Raw genomic sequence first — 16,633 nt, 5'->3', positions numbered from 1 at the left:
TCCCACACCTGTCCTGCTGATTCCACGGCACTCTCCGGACGCAGTGCCGCCAGCGCGGCATCGCTTGATAGATCCGTGAGTGCGTCCGGCTGCCGGTTTGGTTGCAGTCGCGCCGCCTGCCAACCACGCGCCGGGCCGGGGCAACGCCCGCGTGCCGTGACCAAGGACCGAACGGGGATGCGCTTACGCGCGCGGCGCACAAGACCTGGAGCTGGCAATGCTGCGATCGGTCCGCGCTGCGACGCGTTGCGGGGCGTGGATGCCCAACACTCAGCCGGCCGCGGTGACGCCTGCCATGCGATGGCGACGCCACGCATTGCGCAGCACCGCCACCACCGTGCCCAGCCCGGCACCGCCCAGCAGGGCGACTGCCCAGACCATCACGGCATTCGGGAACGCCCGCTGTTCTGGCACGTACAGCGGCCACGCCAGCGAGGTCTGGTAGGTATACCGTGCGGTCAGTCGCGCGATCAGATCGTCGCGCTCGGCCTTGATCGCGCGGATGGCAGTGGTGTTCTCGGTCAACAGCACCCCGGCCAGCACCTGCGCAGGTGTCGCACCGGACCCGCCCTGCCCCGCGTGCAGCTGCTGCTGCAGCTGCTGGCGGGTGAGCGTGGCAACACGCAGGTCTTCGCTCAGTCCCTGCAGGCGGGTACGTGCCAGCGCGAGCGCGGCGGTGTTGGTGTCGCCATGCAAGGTCTGCAGGACCGTCACGGTCGCCATGGCCAGGGTGCGCGCCTGCTGCGCCGATTCGGCACGGACGGTGATGCCGATCAGGTTGGCGTAGGGGTCCGGATCCGGCTTGAGGCTGGCGCGGTACACCTGCGCGGCGCGGCTCTTGAGCGGCACGCCGGCCTGGCGCAGCACCGCATCCTGAAACAGCCGCGTCTTCATGCGGTCGATCACCCGCTGGAACGGCTCCACCTTGGGGTCGCGGCCCGCCGGGGTCGGGCCGATCTCGCCCACCTGGATCCATGCAGTGGCTTCCCATTGCGGGGTGGCCACGCGCAGGAAAACGAAAGCCAGGCCAAGCACTAGCACCAATGCAGCCAGCGCCCAGCGCCATTCGCGCCGGAGGATGCGCCACAGGTCGATCAGATAGATTTCGTCGTGTTGATTCATGGTGCGCAGGCTCTGAAACGTGAGAGAGGACGTGGCGGTGTACTTACACGGCAGACGGGCATGGGGCATGTCGGTTGGGCAGCAGCACGGTGCAGGCATGCAACACCAGGCACAGCGCAATGAAGCCGAAGTTGGTCCAGGTAAACGCCTGCGGTGCAAAGGGCGACATCACGCAGGCATAGGCGATGCGCAGAAAGATCAGCACATGGAAGATCGACAACGACCGGTTGAGCCGGCGCACGCTCCACACCAGGCCCGCATACAGCGCCAGCAACGCCAGCAAGGCACCGGGGGCACCCCAGGCCATCAGAAACGGGAAGAACTCGGTGCCCACGTTGATGTTGGGCGCGTCCAGCGGAATGCCGGTGCCGGCAGTGGCAATCGAGCCGCTGAAGGGCACCAGCTGGTTGATCAGGAAGCTGGCGTTGACGTAGCCCTTGGCGAGCATCGCGCCGAAGTTGTAGGGCCCGGCGCTGATGTACAGCAGCAGCCACTGCAGCCCCTGCGGCATGGCGCGGTAGAACGCACTGAACGGCAGCGCCACCGTGGCCAGCGAGCCGGACCGCAAGGCGCCAAGCACCGAGAACACGCCGCCACCCGCCAGCAGCAACAGGCCGATGGTCTTCCACGGCAAGCGACGTGCCGCATCGCGGCGCAGCAGCATCACCAGCACGAAGGAAAACAGGCCGGCAAAGATGCGGTTGCGGTCGATCACCACGATCGGGAAGACAAACCCCAGCGTCACCATCGCCGCGCGCAGGCCGCGGTGGCGCACGCACAGCAGCGCGATCGGCGGCAGGATCCAGCACATATTGGAGATGTGCCGCACATGCGAGCGCGCCGGGCTCAAGGTTGCGTAAGACGCCGGATCGCTGAACAGCGGAATTGGAAACAGCACCACATCGGCGATGCAGAACACGGTAACCACCGCCGCCAGGGTCAGTGCCAGGAAAGCGTCGCGGGTGCCGGCGTAGCGGTAGCGGCGGAAGTGCTCGATATCGGGCAAGTGTGTCCGCAGGAGCGCATCGAGCGCACAGGTCGACGCCGCAGCGACTGCGAGCAACGCCACGCCCGCGCCGTAGCCATCGGGGAGCGTATAGGTGAGCCACGTCAATGCGCAGCCGAGCAGCATCGGCAACGCCAGATAGCTTGCCGGTCGTCGCAACAGCCTCGTCATACCGGCTCCGTCGTGCGGGCCGCATGCCCCGGTCGCCAACGTGCCGGCAGCGATAACCAGGCATAGGCCAGCAGATGGCCGGCCAGGGCAAGCGGCCGGCGTTGCAGGTAGGCCACCTTGGCGGCGATGTAGCGCGATTGCGCACGCAACAGCGTGCGGTCAGATTCTTCGTCGAACAGCTTCGCGCAGCGCAGCGCAACCTGCCGCGACTCGCTCAGATTGGCGATGCGCGCACGCACGTCGACGGTCTTGCTGAGATTGCTGCCATGCAGGCGGTAGGCGCACACCTGCATGTCGACAAATCCCAGCGCATCACGTGCAGCAAGGCGCAGAAAGAAGTCCCAGTCTTCGATGCGCAACGACTCGTCCCAGCCGCTGCGGGCATCGAAAGCACTGCGCCGCAACAGCGCCACTGCACCGCTGACCGCCCAGTACCGGATCACCGCACGCCGGATCCCGGGCCCGGAGCGATACAGATCGACGTCCACACCGTGCAGGTCGCGCATGGCACTGTCGTGCAAGCGCTGCCCGTGCTGATCGACCACGCAGGCATCGCCGATCACTGCCAGCTTTTGTGGGTGCGCACGCAGGTAACGCACCTGTGCATCGAGACCGCCCGCCAGCAGGTAATCGTCGCTGGCACCCAGGCGCAGATAGTCGCCGTTGGCACGCAGGGCCAGCTCGTTGAGCGTGGCAGCCACACCCCGGTTCTCCCGCTGCACAAATTGCACCGGCAGCCGGTGCCCGTGCTGCGCGACCCACTCACCGATCTTCTCTGCGGTGGCATCGCTGGAGCCATCGTCAATGATGACGATCTCCTTGCACGGGTAAGGTTCTTCCAGCACGCTGTCCAGGCAACGCTGGACGAAGCGCGCGTGGTTGAATGCCGGGATCAGCACCGACACCAGCGGCCAGTGTGCACGCTCCGACAGGGGCATTCGTTCGCTCACGCCGGTTGCACCAGGTAGCGACGCACCACCACGATGTTGAACAGCAGGTACAGCACGTAGTTGGCGACGAACGCGTACATCGCACCGACCAGGCCGAAGTGCGCGGTGCACAGGTACACCAACCCCAGGTAACTGGCCGCAAATACGCATTCGGACAGCACGAACACGCGCGTCATCGCCTTGGCCAGCATCACATACGACAACACGAAGGCGGCGATCTTGACCACGTCGCCGATCAGCTGCGGCGCATACAACGCCCTGGCCGCGGAAAACCCTGGGTCGAACAGCACCCAGGTCACCCAGTCGCGGCAGACATAGACGCCCAGGGCCATGCCGATTACCGCAGGCATCACGTAGCGGTACGCGGCGCGCAGCTCGCGCCCCAGCGCGGCACGCTCGTGCAACGAGGCCAGCTTGGGCAGGTAATACACATTGATGGCGGTGGTGAAGAACAGCAGGTACGCATCCGACACCCGGCTCACGGCCTGCCAGTAGCCGACCTGCTGCCAGCCGAACTGTGCGACCAGATGGTCACGCACCAGCATGACCACCATTTGCGGCACCAGCGTGGAGGTCAGCGTCATCACCGAAAACGCGGCCAGACGGCGCGCCATCGGCGCATCGAAGCGCATGCGCAGCATCTCGCGTCGAAAGTAGGGGCTGGCCCGCAAGGCCGGCACGCCGGCCAGCAGCCACAGCACCTGTCCCAGCACCAGCGCCAGTAGCGCGCCCTGCAACTGGGCCCGGCTGGACAACCACGCCACCAAGGCCACACTCAATACCGCACCGCTCACCTGCACCACGGCCAGCCGGCGCACGTCCATGAAGCCGTTGATCACGGCAAGAATGTAATTGACCACTGCAATGCCCAGCTGCGCGATCGCCAGCACGCAGATCAGCGGCCGGTAGCCGGCATCGCCCAGCAGGCGCTCGGCGAGCGCCCGGCTGAACAGCAGTGCCAGCACGGCCAGCACGCAGGAGGCGCAAAACGCATACCACAGCGCCGTGCCCAGCAGGCGTGCCTGGGCCTGCGGGTCGCCGCGATATTCGGCCACATACTTGACGATCCCGGCGCTGATGCCGCCACCGGCCAGCACCGCCAGCACCGACATCAGATTGAGGAACTGCCCGAGCCGGCCCACCCCTTGCGGCCCGGCATGGATGGCCACCAGCTTGACCACCACCAGTGCAGCGAGCAGCTTGGCCAACGTCGCAACGCCGGTGTAGGCGCCGCTGCGCAGCAGATTCATGTGCGGGCGCCGAAGGATTGGCATGCGTCAATCACCCGCTGCACCGACGCGGCGTCCAGCGTCGGGCTCATCGGCAGACTGAGCACCTCCGCATGCAGGCGCTCGCTGACCGGCAGGCAGGCATCGCCCAGCGTGGCGTAGGCCGGCTGCCGATGCGGCGGCACCGGGTAATGAATCTGGGTGTGGATGCCATGGCGCAGCAGATGCGCCTGCAACGCATCGCGCTGCGGGCTACGCACCACGAACAGATGCCAGACATGCTGCTCGTCGCTGACCACGGCCGGCAGCGTGATCAAGGGGTTGTCGATCCCCTGCAGATAGCGCTGCGCCACCTCGCGCCGCAGCGCGATCTCTTCGTCCAGATAGCCAAGCTTGACCCGCAGCAAGGCGGCCTGCAGCTCATCCAGGCGCGAGTTCACGCCCTGATACAGGTGGTGATACTTCACCTCCGAGCCGTAGTTGCGCAGCGCGCGAATGCGCTCGGCCAGATGCGTATCGGCGGTGACCACCGCGCCGCCGTCGCCCAGCGCACCAAGATTCTTGGTCGGAAAGAAACTGAAAGCGGCGGCATCGCCGAAGGCACCGGCACGCCGGCCGTGCGCCATCGCACCGTGCGCCTGCGCCGCATCTTCGATCAACAGCAGCCCGTAGCGGTGCGCCAGCGTCTGCAACGCCGCCATATCGGCCAGCTGACCGTACAGGTGCACTGCCATGATGGCGCGGGTGCGTGGCCCGATCGCCTTTTCCACACTGGCCGGATCCATGTTGAAGGTGGCCGGATCCGGCTCCACCGGCACCAGCACCAGATGGTTCTGGCTGATCGCCAGAAAGGTGGCAATGAAGGTGTTGGCCGGCACGATGATCTCATCGCCCTCGCGCAGCGCGCCCAGCTCCCGATAGCCACGCAGGATCAACGACAGCGCATCCAGGCCATTGCCCACGCCCACGGCATGGGCGGTGCCACAGTAACTGGCAAACTCTTCTTCGAACCCGGCCAGCTCCTGGCCCAGCACGTACCAGCCGGCATCGATCACCCGCGCGGCGGCGGCCTTGAGTTCGTCCGCATACCGCGCGTTGACCGCGCGCAAATCCAGGAAAGGCACATCCATTACAAGGTCCATCGATAGACATCCTGTACCACGGCCCGCGCGCCGAAGCGCTCCTTTTGTTCGACCAGCCCCTCGTTGAGCACCAGCCCCCCCTGCTCGGTGGAAATGCCGAAGCTGAAGTAATCGCGCGCCGCATACACCTGCGTGATCAGCTCGGCCAGCAACAGGCTCAGCGCATCCAGCTGGCGTCCGCGCTCGGACACCGCCAGGTACTGGGTGTGCACGCTGCGCCCGAAGTCGTAGACCAGTGCCGCTGCCAGCAACCGCCCCCCGGCACGCGCCTCATGCAGCACGATGTGATGCGGGAAGCGCCCCTGCAGCAGCTGCAACTCCTCCAGGCGATGCGTGGGCGCCACGGCATGGCGCCGCAACACATCGCTGAGAAGCGCATGAAACTCTTCCAGCGCGGTGCCGGTCTGGATCTGCACACCGGCCTTGCGCGCCTTGGCGATCGACCGCCGCCGCTCGGCACTGAAGGCAAAGGGCTGACGCAGTGCAATCACTGACGACAGGTCACGCCGAGACAGCTGCGCGCCCACACGATGCAGCGCGTAGAGGTCTTCTTCGGCCGGGTACGCATGAAAGACATGCGGCACCGGCTTGTAGACGATCTCGCGCACACCTGTTGCCCGGTAATGCGCTGCGATCAGCTCGAACACCTGCAAGCTGGCGCCTGCGCGCAAGGCCGCCGAGAAGAGCAGACCGGCATAGGTAAGACCGGCGTGGCTGCTGACGCAGTCGCCGTGCACATTGGCCGGAAACACCGCCACCACCTCACCGCCACGTTCCACCAGCAGCGACGCGTCCACGAATCGGTCTGCGTGATAGTCCATGTAGCCGCGCCGATGCAACAGATTTCCATTGCGCGAGCAGGTGACAAGCGCGTCCCATCTGGCTGCATCGCTGGTGGTGTAGGGCCTAACCGAATACATGGCAGCCCTGCAGTTCCACCGGCAACGCAGCGTCGGCCAGGCCAAAGCCGGCCTGCCCCATCGCATTGCCGTTGTAGAACATCAACACACGCTCGCCGTGCTGGATCAGTGCCGGATAACACAGCGTCTGCGCATCCCAGCCGGTCTCGGACAGTCGCAGCCCAAGCTGGCCGTCGTCCCGCTCCCAGTGCACGCCATCGCGGCTGAAGGCGATGCCCGGGAAGTAACCACCCGCGGTATCGCCGCGGGTGAAGTACATCAGATAGCGTCCGCCAAGACGGTAGACGCGCGGACGCCCGATTCGGTATTCCGTGCCCTGCGGGCGCAGGCACACGCTATCGTCAAGGGGAATACAGCTCAACGCATCGGTCTCGGCATAGCGGATGTGATACCGCGGATACGGCTGGCCGCCGATATATTCCCAGTCATCGCCAACCGCGTACCACAGCCGCCAGCGTCCATCTTCATAGCGTGCCGAATGCACCGCCGCGATGGTGCTGCGGCCGGGCGCACGGTCCAGCAGCGGCGTGTCCTGGCGGCGCTGAAACGTCTCGCCGCCATCGTGCGAGACAGCCAGGCCGGTGAACGCCAGGAACTTGGCCTTGGCCACACGCTGAAAGCCGACATAGAACATGTACAGGCCATCCGGCCCGGCCACCACGTCGCCCAGGATCATGCCGTTGTCGTCGAAGCAGCCGTCGCGCCCGATGTCCAGCACCGGCCTGGCGCTCACGCCAACGATCTGCGTCGGCGCATCGGCACGCACATCCACGTAGCCGATCCGGCTCACTCCCTGCGTGTCGCGAAATCCCGCGTACACGCGCAGCACCTGCGCGGACAGCCGGTACGGGGTGGGCGTCAACGCCGCATGCTGCATCCAACCGCCCACGCCATCACGTGCAACGTCGAACACCAGGCCTCGCTTGGTCCAGGCGAACATGTCTTACAGCTCCACGTCGAACGCAGATCTGCCTGCCACGGCGCGTGCCGGTGAGCCGACATACACGCGTTCGGGCTCGGTATTCCGGGTCACCAGGGCGCCCGCGCCGATGATGTTGTGCGGGGCAATCCGCACCTTGTCGCTGAGCGTGGCGTTGACGCCGACGAAGCTGCCCTGCCCGATCTCGCAATAGCCGGAAATCACCGCGTGCGAGGCAATGAACACGTGGTCCTGCACCACGGTGCGATGGCCGATATGGTTGCCGCTCCACAGGATGCAGTTGTTGCCGATACAGGTGAAGGGCTGGATGACATTGCCTTCGAAGACAAACGTGTTGGCACCGATCTCGGCATTGCGCCACACGAAGGCACGCGAGCTGACATAACTGGCGCAGCGGTAGCCGCGACGCACCACATCCGCGTAGAACCGCGCACGCAGGCGGTTCAACTGCGTGGCAGGAATCGCAACGAAGACCTCGTACGCCGCAGGCGGGTAGCGCTGTTCGAGTTCTTCGTAAGCCACCACCGGCAGCTCGGCCAGACTGGGCCGCAACAGGAAATCGCGCTCCACGCTGAAGGCGACCACCTCGTAGTCGCTATCGTACCGAAAGTATTCGCAGGCGATCTGGGCGAACTCGCCCGCACCGACGATCACCAGCGGCTTGCGCGTGCTCATGCTTCCAACCTGCGTGCATCATTGCGATGACCACGCACTTCGCTCAGGAATTGGTCGTAGTCCAGGATGTAGTCGCCCGGGTCGTAGAACTGGTCGGCCAGCACCATCAGCACGCAGTCGGGGCTGAAGTGATGCAGGTCGCGCCACACCATGCGGCCCAGCAGCAGGCCTTGCGCCGGGTCGTCCAGCACCACTTCGGTCGGGCCATCGCCTTTGCCTTCGTCCAGCAGAATCCTCACCGAGCCGTGCAAGGCCACCGCAAGCTGGTTGAGCTGGCGGTGCGCGTGCTGTCCGCGGTGCACGCCACTGCGGGTGCCGAACAGGTAGTACACGCGGCGTATCTCGAACGGGACATTGCGCTGCTGCTCCAACGACACGAGCAGGCCGCGATCATCACCGTGGGTATGCAACTGGATGGGTTCGAAGGCCATGATCCGGGGGCGTTACCGCTGACTGCACGTAGTGCGACATGCCTGAGTGCGCCGCGATGCGCGAAAGGTTGCGCCACGCCGGGGCCCTGCGAAGCGGCGTGCGCGCAAGCGCAGCAGCACGCGTGGCGCAGCGCCGATGTCCCGCCGCCGCGATAAAAATTCGTTGTGGCGATGCAACCTTTCATCGGCATCGCCGCACATATCGGTGCACGTTCACCTGGCCGCAGCTTGGCCGGCGTGGGGAGCCAGGCCTGGCAGCGCGACACGCATTGCCGGAACCAACGACCACCACCGGTGAGGACACCGACCAGATGCGTTCTTCCCCTCAGGCTTCCGACCCGGCGGCCAGCGCCGATGCCACCGCGCTGCCATCGGCGCCAGACACCGCGCCGGCCGCGCGCGTCATTCCGCTCCCCAGACCGATGCGCGTGCTGCACTGGCTCACGGTGCTGTGCCTGGTGATGGCGGCCAGCCTGATCCTGCTGCGCGCCGAACTCGATGGTCGCGCATTGCGTCAGTGGCTGCTGGAAGGCCACCGCCACTTCGGCCTGATGGTGTTGCTGCTGTTCGTGTTGCGCGTCGGCCTGCGCCTGCGTCTGCGCAAGCTGCCGCCCGGCCCGCCCTCCCCGCTGATCACCCGCTTGCTGGCCGGTACCACCCACCTGGCCATGTACGGCCTGATGCTCGCACTGCCGCTGATCGGCTGGTCGCTGAGCAACGCCTTCGGCAAGACGGTGTATCTGTTCGGCCTGCCGCTGCCGAACCTGATCGAGGTGGACGCGGATCTCGGCGACACCCTAGGCACCTGGCACCTGAACGCGGCCTGGGCGCTGCTGGCGCTGGTGCTGCTGCACATCGGTGCCGCGCTCTGGCATCACCTGGTGTTGCGCGATGGCCTGTTGCGCCGCGTGTTGCCAGGCAAGCACGCATGAGCCCTCGCCCGTCCTCCGCACGCATCCAATCCGTTGCATTCCGTCCCGCCGAACAAGGACTTTCCATGCCTAACTCCCAGCCCGCTCCGCGCCGCGCCACTGCCTCGCGTGCCGCCTCCCTGACGTCGTTGCTGTGCGTCACCGGTCCGTTGCTGCTGATGGCGAGCAACCAGGCGCAGGCGGTTGCCGCCTTTGCACGCCAGACCGGTTCGTCCTGCGCCGATTGCCACATCGGCTCGTACGGCCCCTCGCTCACGCCGTATGGCATGCGCTTCAAGCTCGGCGGTTTCACCGATACCGACGGCAACGGCACCAAGATACCGGTGTCCGGCCAGCTCACCTGGTCGCGCAACAATCCCAGCCGTGGCGACAGCACCGCACGCCTGACCCAGGCCGACCTGTATCTGGCCGGCCGCGTCAGCGACAACGTCGGCGGTTACTCCAAGATCCGCTCCAACAACAGCGGCAATGCCACCTTCGATACGCGCCTCGACGACGTCGATCTGCGCTTTGTGACCAAGCCGTTCCAGCTGGCCGGCAAGGACACCATGGTCGGTGTCAGCGTCAACAACAATCCGGGCATCTCCGACCCGATCCACGTGTTGCCCAATGCCTCTACGCTGACCCCGGCGTCCAACGGCGGCGCCTCCACCATGCTCAGCTCCTCGTCGCTGTCCAACCGCGTCATCGGTGCCAGCGTGTACGGGCTGTACGACAAGAACTGGTACGGCGAAGTGGGCAGCTACAGCGCCTTGTCGCCGTCTGCGCAGGACCGCCTCGGCTGGCCGATCAACGGCGACCCGGGCAAGCTCAGCGACACCACCTACGCGCGCGTGGCCTACATGAAGGACATGAAGCGGCAGTTCTTCTCGGTGGGCCTGACCGCGCTCAACACGCGTCGCCAGCGCCCGCGCAACGGGCCCAGCGACGACCTCACCGACTTCGGCTACGACCTCACCTACCAGTTCCTCGGCACGCGCGAGCACGTGGCGTCGCTGGCCTACGTCAACATCTACGAGCGCCGCAAATACGGCAGCCCGCTGATTCCGTCCGACCCGACCATGCCGGCGCTGGACCGCGGCAGCGTGCGCGATCAGACCCTCAGCGTGAACTACGCCTTCAAGCAGACCTATGGCGTGCTGGCCGCGCACATGATCAACACCGGCTCGTTCGATGCGGCGCGCTATTCGCCGGTGGGCATCCCCGACACCACCAGCAATCTGATCCTGCTGTACTGGAGCCCGTTCGGCCGCGAAGGCACCTACACCACCAACGCCAACCTGCGCGTTTCCGCTGGCTGGTTCCGATTCGACAAATTCAACGGCAGCACATCCAACGTGTTCCGTGGCCCGCCGATCACCAATCCGCGCGATCTCGACAGCTTCTCGCTGTCGGTCAACCTGGCGTTCTGATCCCCCACCGTTGCACGCAACCGTACGGACTCATATGCACCCATTCCACAAAACGTTGTTATGCGCACCGCTGGCCGGCCTGTTGCTGGCCGGCGCAACCCTGGCCACGCCGGCGCGCGCCGCTGATGGCAAGAGCGTCTTTGCGACCGAATGCGCCGAATGCCATAGCGCCACGCAGGGCAAGAACAAGAAGGGCCCGTCCCTGTTCGGCATCGTCAATCGCCCTGCCGGCGCGGTGGCGGACTTCAGCGGCTACTCCCCTGAGCTCAAGGCAAGCAAGCGCACCTGGGATGCGGCCGGCCTCAAAGCCTTTCTGAGAGCGGATTCGAAGAAAGCGATACCGGGTACCAAGATGAAGTACGAAGGGCTTGAAGACGAAAAGGAGCTGGACGCCCTGATCGCCTACCTCAACACCCTGCACTGAGACGAACGGCAAGCCATGCCGGAAACGCCGGCCGGCGGGGGTGTCCCTGCCGGCACGGGGACGGCAAGGCAGTCGAGCCTGCCCAAGCCATTGCTGCATGTGTCTGAAGACCGCGCTCAGGCAGGGGCGATCGCTTCAAGCCCGGTACAGCCTGCCGGCCGCAGTCTCCGCGGCCGGCAGCCGATCACATGCCGCACCAGAACGGGTGCACGGTATCGCGTTGCCTGAGCCGACACCTTCGCGTATACGGACGGAACCGCCACAGCCAAGGCGGTCTCGTCCTGCGTGATGGGTCACTATCGCGCCCCGCTTCGTGTCCATGCCCTACGCCCTTGCCGAACCTGCTGTCCGCCAAGCAGTCTCCGTACCCACCGCGACGCCTTTGCGCCTGCGGGGGGCGGCCGTGGGCCGCATCGCACGGCCGTGCACCGTCGTACTCCTCGTCGCCTCGACGCGTGCCATGCCTGCACGCGCATTGCAGAACGCCGGCACCGCAGCCCCAGCGCTTACAGTTGCGCCATGCAGTCATGCTCGCCCTGCTCCTGAGCCCCTGCGGCAATGCACTGGCCGATAATGTCGGCGGTGCGGTCGCAGTCGCCTCCTCCCTGATCGATCGCGGCATCGCGATTGCGCCCAACCGCGTCACCCTGCAGACCGCCGGCTACTGGCTGCCGTCGCCGGGCTGGTCGACCTCGGTCTCTGCCGCACTGCAGTCGCCGTCGCTCAGCAAGCCGGTGGCATTCACCATCCAGGGCGCGCGCGCCTGGATGCTGGACGACCGCTGGCAGATGCAGGCCAGCCTGCTGTACTACGCCTACCCGGCCGACCGCCAGTCGCGCACCTTCGACCGCCAGGAAGCGAGCCTGGCCTGGTCCTACCGCGACATGCTGACCTTTTCGCTGTCCACCTTCAATTTCCCGCGCGCGCAGCGCTCGCCCTGGAACAAGGTGATCGACGTCACCGCCAGCGTGCCGCTGTCGTCCAGTTTCAGTCTCTCTGCCGGTGCCGGCATCTCCGATTTTCCGGCGATGACCTACGGCGCCGCCAGTTCCGGCCGCTATCGGTATGGCCAACTGGGCCTGAAGTGGAACCACGCCGCATGGACCGTGAAGCTGGACCGGATCCTGACCAGCAGCAACACCCCGCGCGCGCAGGGCGGCCCCGGCGAAACGCCCTGGGTGGGCATGGTCTCGCGCGCCTTCTGATCCACCCGCAACCTTTTGCCCGCCTGCGGGCACTCAAAGGTGTCCTACGCCATGCCTGCCTCGATGAATGACACCGACACCCTGGGCGATGCCACCGACCGCATGCTGTTGCGCCGCATGGCGGCGGGCGATCGCGACGCGTTGGCCAGCATGTACACCAGTTATCACGGGCGCCTGTGCCGGTTTCTGTCGCGCCTGACCCGCCGTCCCGACATCATCGAGGAGGCCATCAACGACTGCTTCTGGATCGCCTGGCAGAAAGCCGGCGACTTCCGCGGCGATTCGCAGGTGTCGACCTGGATCATGGGCATCGCCTACCGCTGCGGGCTCAAGTGCCTGCGCCAGCATGACGGTGAAGCCATCGACGACACCGCGGTGGTTGAAGAGCACGCCCCCAGTGCAGACGACAACGACGACCGCGAGCTGCGCGACTGGCTGGACAAGGGCATGGAGCGCCTGTCGCCGGATCAGCGCCTGGTGATCGAACTGGTCTACGGCGTCGGCCACAAGCTGGAAGAAGTCGCCGACATCATGCAGTGCCCGGTGGGCACGATCAAAGCCCGGCTGTTCCATGCACGGGTCAAATTACGCAACGTGCTGCCCGGCCTGGCCGGCAGCGCGCCTTACACGGAGACCATGCAATGAAGACGTTTTTCATCGCGCCTGGCAAGGAATGCTCGCACGCGTGGGAGCTGATGCCAGCCGTCCTGCTGGACAGCGCCACCGAGGAAGAACACAGCTGGCTGATTGCGCACGTGGCCAAGTGCGCCTCATGCAGCGCCGAGTTCGCGCAGCAAAATCGTCTGCGCCAGGCGCTGGCGCTGCCGTCGGCCGTCACGCTGGACCCCAATGCCGGGCTGCAACGCCTGCTCGGCCGCCTGGATGCCCCCGAACAGCGCACCGCGCCGGCACCGGCAGCACGCCGCTCCGGCAGCTGGACGGTGCGCGCACTGGCCGCCGCCGCGTTGGTGCAGGCCATCGGCCTGGGCGTCATGGGCGTCAAGCTGGCCTCGCCGGCCCCCACGCACGACTACCGCACGCTGAGCAGCGCAACCGCGTTGCCGGTGCCGCAGGGCGCCATCCGCGTGGTGCCCGATGCCAGGATGACCGTGGCCGACTGGGATCGCCTGCTGCGCGCGCAGCAGTTGCAGGTCATCGCCGGGCCCAACGACCTGGGCGCCTACACCGTGGTGCCGGCCGCGCCGCAGCCGCAGCCGCAGCCGCAGCAGACCGTGCAGAAACTGCGCGCCAATCCGGCCATCCGGCTGGCCGAGATCGTCTCCGCCCCATGAGCCGTCTTCTCGCCATCGGCCTGTGCGTCACCCTCATCGGCCTGGGCCTGCAGGGCAGCGCGCACGCTGCCGCGCCCACGCAGGACACTGCGAATCTGGCCGCCATCGCCGCGGCATCCGCTCCGGCCGATGCGCATACACCCGATGCCAGCCGCGACATCCTGCTGGCGGTGGCCAATCCGCTCAGCGCACCACCGGCGCGTGCCGGCTCCAGCCTGATCGGCTACGCCTCCAGTTACTACGGTGCCGGGCAGAAGGCCGCCGTGCGCATGGAAGCCATCAAGCGGCGCTACAAACTGCGCGAGGTCTCCGGCTGGCCGATCACCTCGCTGGGGCTGTACTGCGCGGTGCTGCAGCCGCCAGAAGGCGTGTCGCGCGATGCGCTGGTCAGCACGCTGTCCCACGACGACGGCGTGGAGCTGGTGCAGCCGGTGCAGGATTTCTCGGTGTTTTCTGCCGATGCCGCCGAAAAGAGCACCCCGCTGTCGGGCTACAACGACCCGTACGTGGACATGCAGCGCGGCTTCATCGACACCGATGCCGCCAGCGCGCAGACCGTCACCCAGGGCCGTGGCGTGGTGGTGGCCGTGGTCGACACCGGCGTGGATACCAGCCACCCCGACCTGAAGACGCGCATCCGCGACGTGCACGATCTGGTCGACGACACGCCGGTCATGACCAGCACCGATTCGCACGGCACCGAAGTGGCCGGCATCATCGCCGCCGGCAGCAACAACCATCAAGGCATCGTCGGCATGGCGCCCAAGGCCATGCTGAGCATCTACAAGGCGTGCTGGTATGCGCCCACGGTCGGCGCCACCGCCCGCTGCAACACCTTCACCCTGGCCAAGGCGCTGGCGGCGATCAACAACAGCTCCGCGCGGGTGGTCAACCTGAGCCTGGGCGGCCCGGCCGACCCGCTGCTGAACAAGATGCTGCTGCACCTGGTGCAGCAAGGCCGCATCGTGGTGGCGGCCATGCCGCCCAACGGCCGGCTGGATGGGTTTCCCAACGACGTGCCGGGCGTGCTGGTGGTGCGCAGCAGCAGTGCCAGCGCGGCGATGCCGGGGGTGCTCAGCGCACCCGGCAAGGACATCCTGACCACCCAGCCCAACGGCCGTTACGACTTCACCTCCGGCTCGTCGATGGCCACCGCGCACGTCAGCGGCATGGCCGCGTTGTTGTTGTCGCTGTCGCCGTCGATGGACGCCAGCGCGCTGCGCGAGCTGTTGCAGCGCACCAGCAAGGTCTCCGATGGTCAGCTGCAGGTCAATGCCGGCGCGGCGGTCGACGCGTTGTCGCCTTCCAAACATTCCAACTGACGACACCGGCATGGCCAACTGGATCCCGTTGTGGCTGCACAAGCTGAGCTCACCGCCGCTGTTTTACCGCTTTGCCGGGCGCGTGCGTCCTTGGGCGCTGGCGCTGGCGCTGCTGCTGGGCGCAGTGGCCGCCTATGGCGGGCTGGTGCTGGCACCGCCGGATTATCAACAGCACGACGCTTACCGCATCATCTTCATCCACGTGCCCAGCGCCTGGATGAGCCTCTTCATCTATGCGGCGATGGGCGTGTCGGCCTTTATCGCGCTGGTGTGGCGGATCAAGCTGGCCGAGGTGGTGACCATGGCGTCGGCACCGATCGGCGCGGCCTTTACCTTCATCACCTTGTGCACCGGCGCGCTGTGGGGCAAGCCGATGTGGGGCACCTGGTGGACCTGGGACGCGCGGCTAACCTCGGAATTGCTGCTGCTGTTTCTGTATCTGGGCGTGCTGGGCCTGTACTACGCGGTGGAAGACCGCCGCCAGGCGATGCGCGCGGCCGGCCTGCTCGCATTGGTGGGCCTGATCAACCTGCCCATCGTGCATTACTCGGTGGTGTGGTGGAACACGCTGCACCAGGGCTCCACCGTGCGCCTGCTCGGCCCCTCCAAGATGGGTGCAGACATGCTATGGCCGCTGCTGACCATGATGCTGGCCACCAAGTGCTATTACATCGCCAGCCTGTTCGGGCGGGTACGGGTGGAGCTGCTGGCGCTGGACAGCGGCAAGGACTGGGCACGCCGCATCGTGCTGGCGGAGCGCACCGCATGAGCAGCTTTCTGGCGATGGGTGGCTACGGCCACTACGTGTGGACTTCTTATGCGGTGTTCGTGCTGGTGCTGCTGGCCGATCTGGCATCGCCGTGGTTGCGGCGCCGGCGCCTGCCGCGCGAGCTGCGCGGTCAACTGCAGCGGCAGACGCCGCGCCGCCAGCGCAATGCGCCCTTGCCGGCACTGGAGCGCGACGCACCATGAATGCCACCCGCAAACAGCGCCTCTGGCTGGTCATCGGCGTGCTGGCCGCCGCCGCACTGGCCGGCACGCTGATCGTGTTCGCATTGCAGCGGAACATGAGCTACCTGTTCACTCCCAGCCAGGTACACGCCGGCGAAGCGGCCGGTTACCAGCAATTCCGGTTGGGCGGCATGGTCAAGGCCGGCTCGATCCAGCGCGCCAGCGACTCGTTGAAAGTCAGCTTCACCGTCATCGATAAACACGCAGCCACCCAGGTCGAGTACACCGGCATCCTGCCGGACCTGTTTCGCGACAACCAATCGGTGATCGCCAACGGGCGCATGCAGGGCGGGCGCTTTGTCGCCAACCAAGTGCTGGCCAAGCACGACGAAACCTACATGCCCAAGGAACTGAAAGACGCGATGGCCGAAGGCCATGTCGGCAAGCCGATTGCTGCCACCGCCGTGCCGCTGTCTGCGCCGCGCTGATGCGTTGTCGGCTGGCGCAAG

19 protein-coding genes are annotated in these 16,633 nt (G+C 66.4%); 10 read left to right on the top strand and 9 right to left on the bottom strand.

Annotated features, from left to right (window positions below; translation table 11 throughout):
* Positions 1–270: 270 nt before the first annotated feature.
* From ACCQ12_RS08400 to ACCQ12_RS08360, 9 genes are read right to left on the bottom strand one after another with little or no spacing between them, the layout of a single operon-like run.
* Positions 271–1,122, bottom strand: a complete 852-nt coding sequence (locus tag ACCQ12_RS08400; RefSeq protein WP_372383369.1) for a Wzz/FepE/Etk N-terminal domain-containing protein — start codon at positions 1,120–1,122, stop codon at positions 271–273.
* 43 nt (positions 1,123–1,165) lie between these two features.
* A complete protein-coding gene (locus tag ACCQ12_RS08395) occupies positions 1,166–2,299 on the bottom strand; it encodes a hypothetical protein (RefSeq protein WP_372383368.1) in 1,134 nt (377 codons plus the stop codon).
* Positions 2,296–3,237: a glycosyltransferase family 2 protein gene (locus tag ACCQ12_RS08390; protein ID WP_208417385.1), complete on the bottom strand. Its 942-nt coding sequence runs from the start codon at positions 3,235–3,237 to the stop codon at positions 2,296–2,298. The genes ACCQ12_RS08395 and ACCQ12_RS08390 overlap by 4 nt, the downstream gene beginning before the upstream one ends.
* 8 nt (positions 3,238–3,245) lie before the next feature.
* Positions 3,246–4,499, bottom strand: coding sequence for an O-antigen translocase (locus ACCQ12_RS08385; RefSeq protein WP_166743150.1), 1,254 nt, complete (start codon positions 4,497–4,499; stop codon positions 3,246–3,248).
* Positions 4,496–5,608 (bottom strand): DegT/DnrJ/EryC1/StrS family aminotransferase, encoded by a 1,113-nt coding sequence (locus ACCQ12_RS08380; RefSeq protein WP_372383367.1) that lies wholly within the window; start codon positions 5,606–5,608, stop codon positions 4,496–4,498. Before ACCQ12_RS08380 ends, ACCQ12_RS08385 begins: the two co-directional genes overlap by 4 nt.
* Positions 5,608–6,540: a GNAT family N-acetyltransferase gene (locus ACCQ12_RS08375; protein WP_104580102.1), complete on the bottom strand. Its 933-nt coding sequence runs from the start codon at positions 6,538–6,540 to the stop codon at positions 5,608–5,610. The genes ACCQ12_RS08380 and ACCQ12_RS08375 overlap by 1 nt, the downstream gene beginning before the upstream one ends.
* On the bottom strand, positions 6,527–7,480 hold the full coding sequence (locus tag ACCQ12_RS08370) for a glycoside hydrolase family protein (RefSeq protein WP_166752757.1): 954 nt from the start codon (positions 7,478–7,480) through the stop codon (positions 6,527–6,529). The genes ACCQ12_RS08375 and ACCQ12_RS08370 overlap by 14 nt, the downstream gene beginning before the upstream one ends.
* 3 nt (positions 7,481–7,483) lie before the next feature.
* Positions 7,484–8,155, bottom strand: coding sequence for an acetyltransferase (locus ACCQ12_RS08365; protein WP_372383366.1), 672 nt, complete (start codon positions 8,153–8,155; stop codon positions 7,484–7,486).
* Positions 8,152–8,586, bottom strand: coding sequence for a sugar 3,4-ketoisomerase (locus ACCQ12_RS08360; RefSeq protein WP_166750463.1), 435 nt, complete (start codon positions 8,584–8,586; stop codon positions 8,152–8,154). Before ACCQ12_RS08360 ends, ACCQ12_RS08365 begins: the two co-directional genes overlap by 4 nt.
* Before the next feature lie 311 nt (positions 8,587–8,897).
* On the opposite strand from ACCQ12_RS08360, the gene ACCQ12_RS08355 reads away from it, so the two are divergent.
* The 10 genes from ACCQ12_RS08355 to ccmE all read left to right on the top strand — a co-directional run bounded on the left by ACCQ12_RS08355 (position 8,898) and on the right by ccmE (position 16,612).
* On the top strand, positions 8,898–9,518 hold the full coding sequence (locus ACCQ12_RS08355) for a cytochrome b (protein WP_372383365.1): 621 nt from the start codon (positions 8,898–8,900) through the stop codon (positions 9,516–9,518).
* A 65-nt stretch (positions 9,519–9,583) separates the two neighbouring features.
* Positions 9,584–10,930, top strand: coding sequence for a cytochrome C (locus ACCQ12_RS08350; RefSeq protein WP_372383364.1), 1,347 nt, complete (start codon positions 9,584–9,586; stop codon positions 10,928–10,930).
* A gap of 34 nt (positions 10,931–10,964) precedes the next feature.
* Positions 10,965–11,354 carry a c-type cytochrome gene (locus ACCQ12_RS08345; protein WP_047696832.1) on the top strand — a complete coding sequence of 130 codons (390 nt, stop codon included), beginning with the start codon at positions 10,965–10,967 and terminating at the stop codon, positions 11,352–11,354.
* Between the two features lie 527 nt (positions 11,355–11,881).
* A complete protein-coding gene (locus ACCQ12_RS08340) occupies positions 11,882–12,559 on the top strand; it encodes a hypothetical protein (RefSeq protein ID WP_081422602.1) in 678 nt (225 codons plus the stop codon).
* A 51-nt stretch (positions 12,560–12,610) separates the two neighbouring features.
* A complete protein-coding gene (locus ACCQ12_RS08335) occupies positions 12,611–13,204 on the top strand; it encodes an RNA polymerase sigma factor (RefSeq protein WP_179455132.1) in 594 nt (197 codons plus the stop codon).
* Positions 13,201–13,851: an anti-sigma factor family protein gene (locus tag ACCQ12_RS08330; protein ID WP_372383363.1), complete on the top strand. Its 651-nt coding sequence runs from the start codon at positions 13,201–13,203 to the stop codon at positions 13,849–13,851. The genes ACCQ12_RS08335 and ACCQ12_RS08330 overlap by 4 nt, the downstream gene beginning before the upstream one ends.
* On the top strand, positions 13,848–15,173 hold the full coding sequence (locus ACCQ12_RS08325; protein ID WP_372383362.1) for a S8 family serine peptidase: 1,326 nt from the start codon (positions 13,848–13,850) through the stop codon (positions 15,171–15,173). Before ACCQ12_RS08330 ends, ACCQ12_RS08325 begins: the two co-directional genes overlap by 4 nt.
* A 10-nt stretch (positions 15,174–15,183) precedes the next feature.
* Positions 15,184–15,942: a heme ABC transporter permease CcmC gene (gene ccmC, locus ACCQ12_RS08320; protein ID WP_372383361.1), complete on the top strand. Its 759-nt coding sequence runs from the start codon at positions 15,184–15,186 to the stop codon at positions 15,940–15,942.
* Positions 15,939–16,145, top strand: a complete 207-nt coding sequence (gene ccmD / locus ACCQ12_RS08315) for a heme exporter protein CcmD (RefSeq protein ID WP_047696826.1) — start codon at positions 15,939–15,941, stop codon at positions 16,143–16,145. The genes ccmC and ccmD overlap by 4 nt, the downstream gene beginning before the upstream one ends.
* Positions 16,142–16,612: a cytochrome c maturation protein CcmE gene (ccmE, locus tag ACCQ12_RS08310; protein ID WP_372383360.1), complete on the top strand. Its 471-nt coding sequence runs from the start codon at positions 16,142–16,144 to the stop codon at positions 16,610–16,612. The genes ccmD and ccmE overlap by 4 nt, the downstream gene beginning before the upstream one ends.
* Positions 16,613–16,633: the final 21 nt, after the last annotated feature.

The organism is Xanthomonas sp. NCPPB 1068 (assembly GCF_041479385.2).
In the GTDB taxonomy this organism is placed as follows: domain Bacteria; phylum Pseudomonadota; class Gammaproteobacteria; order Xanthomonadales; family Xanthomonadaceae; genus Xanthomonas; species Xanthomonas cannabis.
This window is presented reverse-complemented; position numbering and strand designations above follow the sequence as displayed.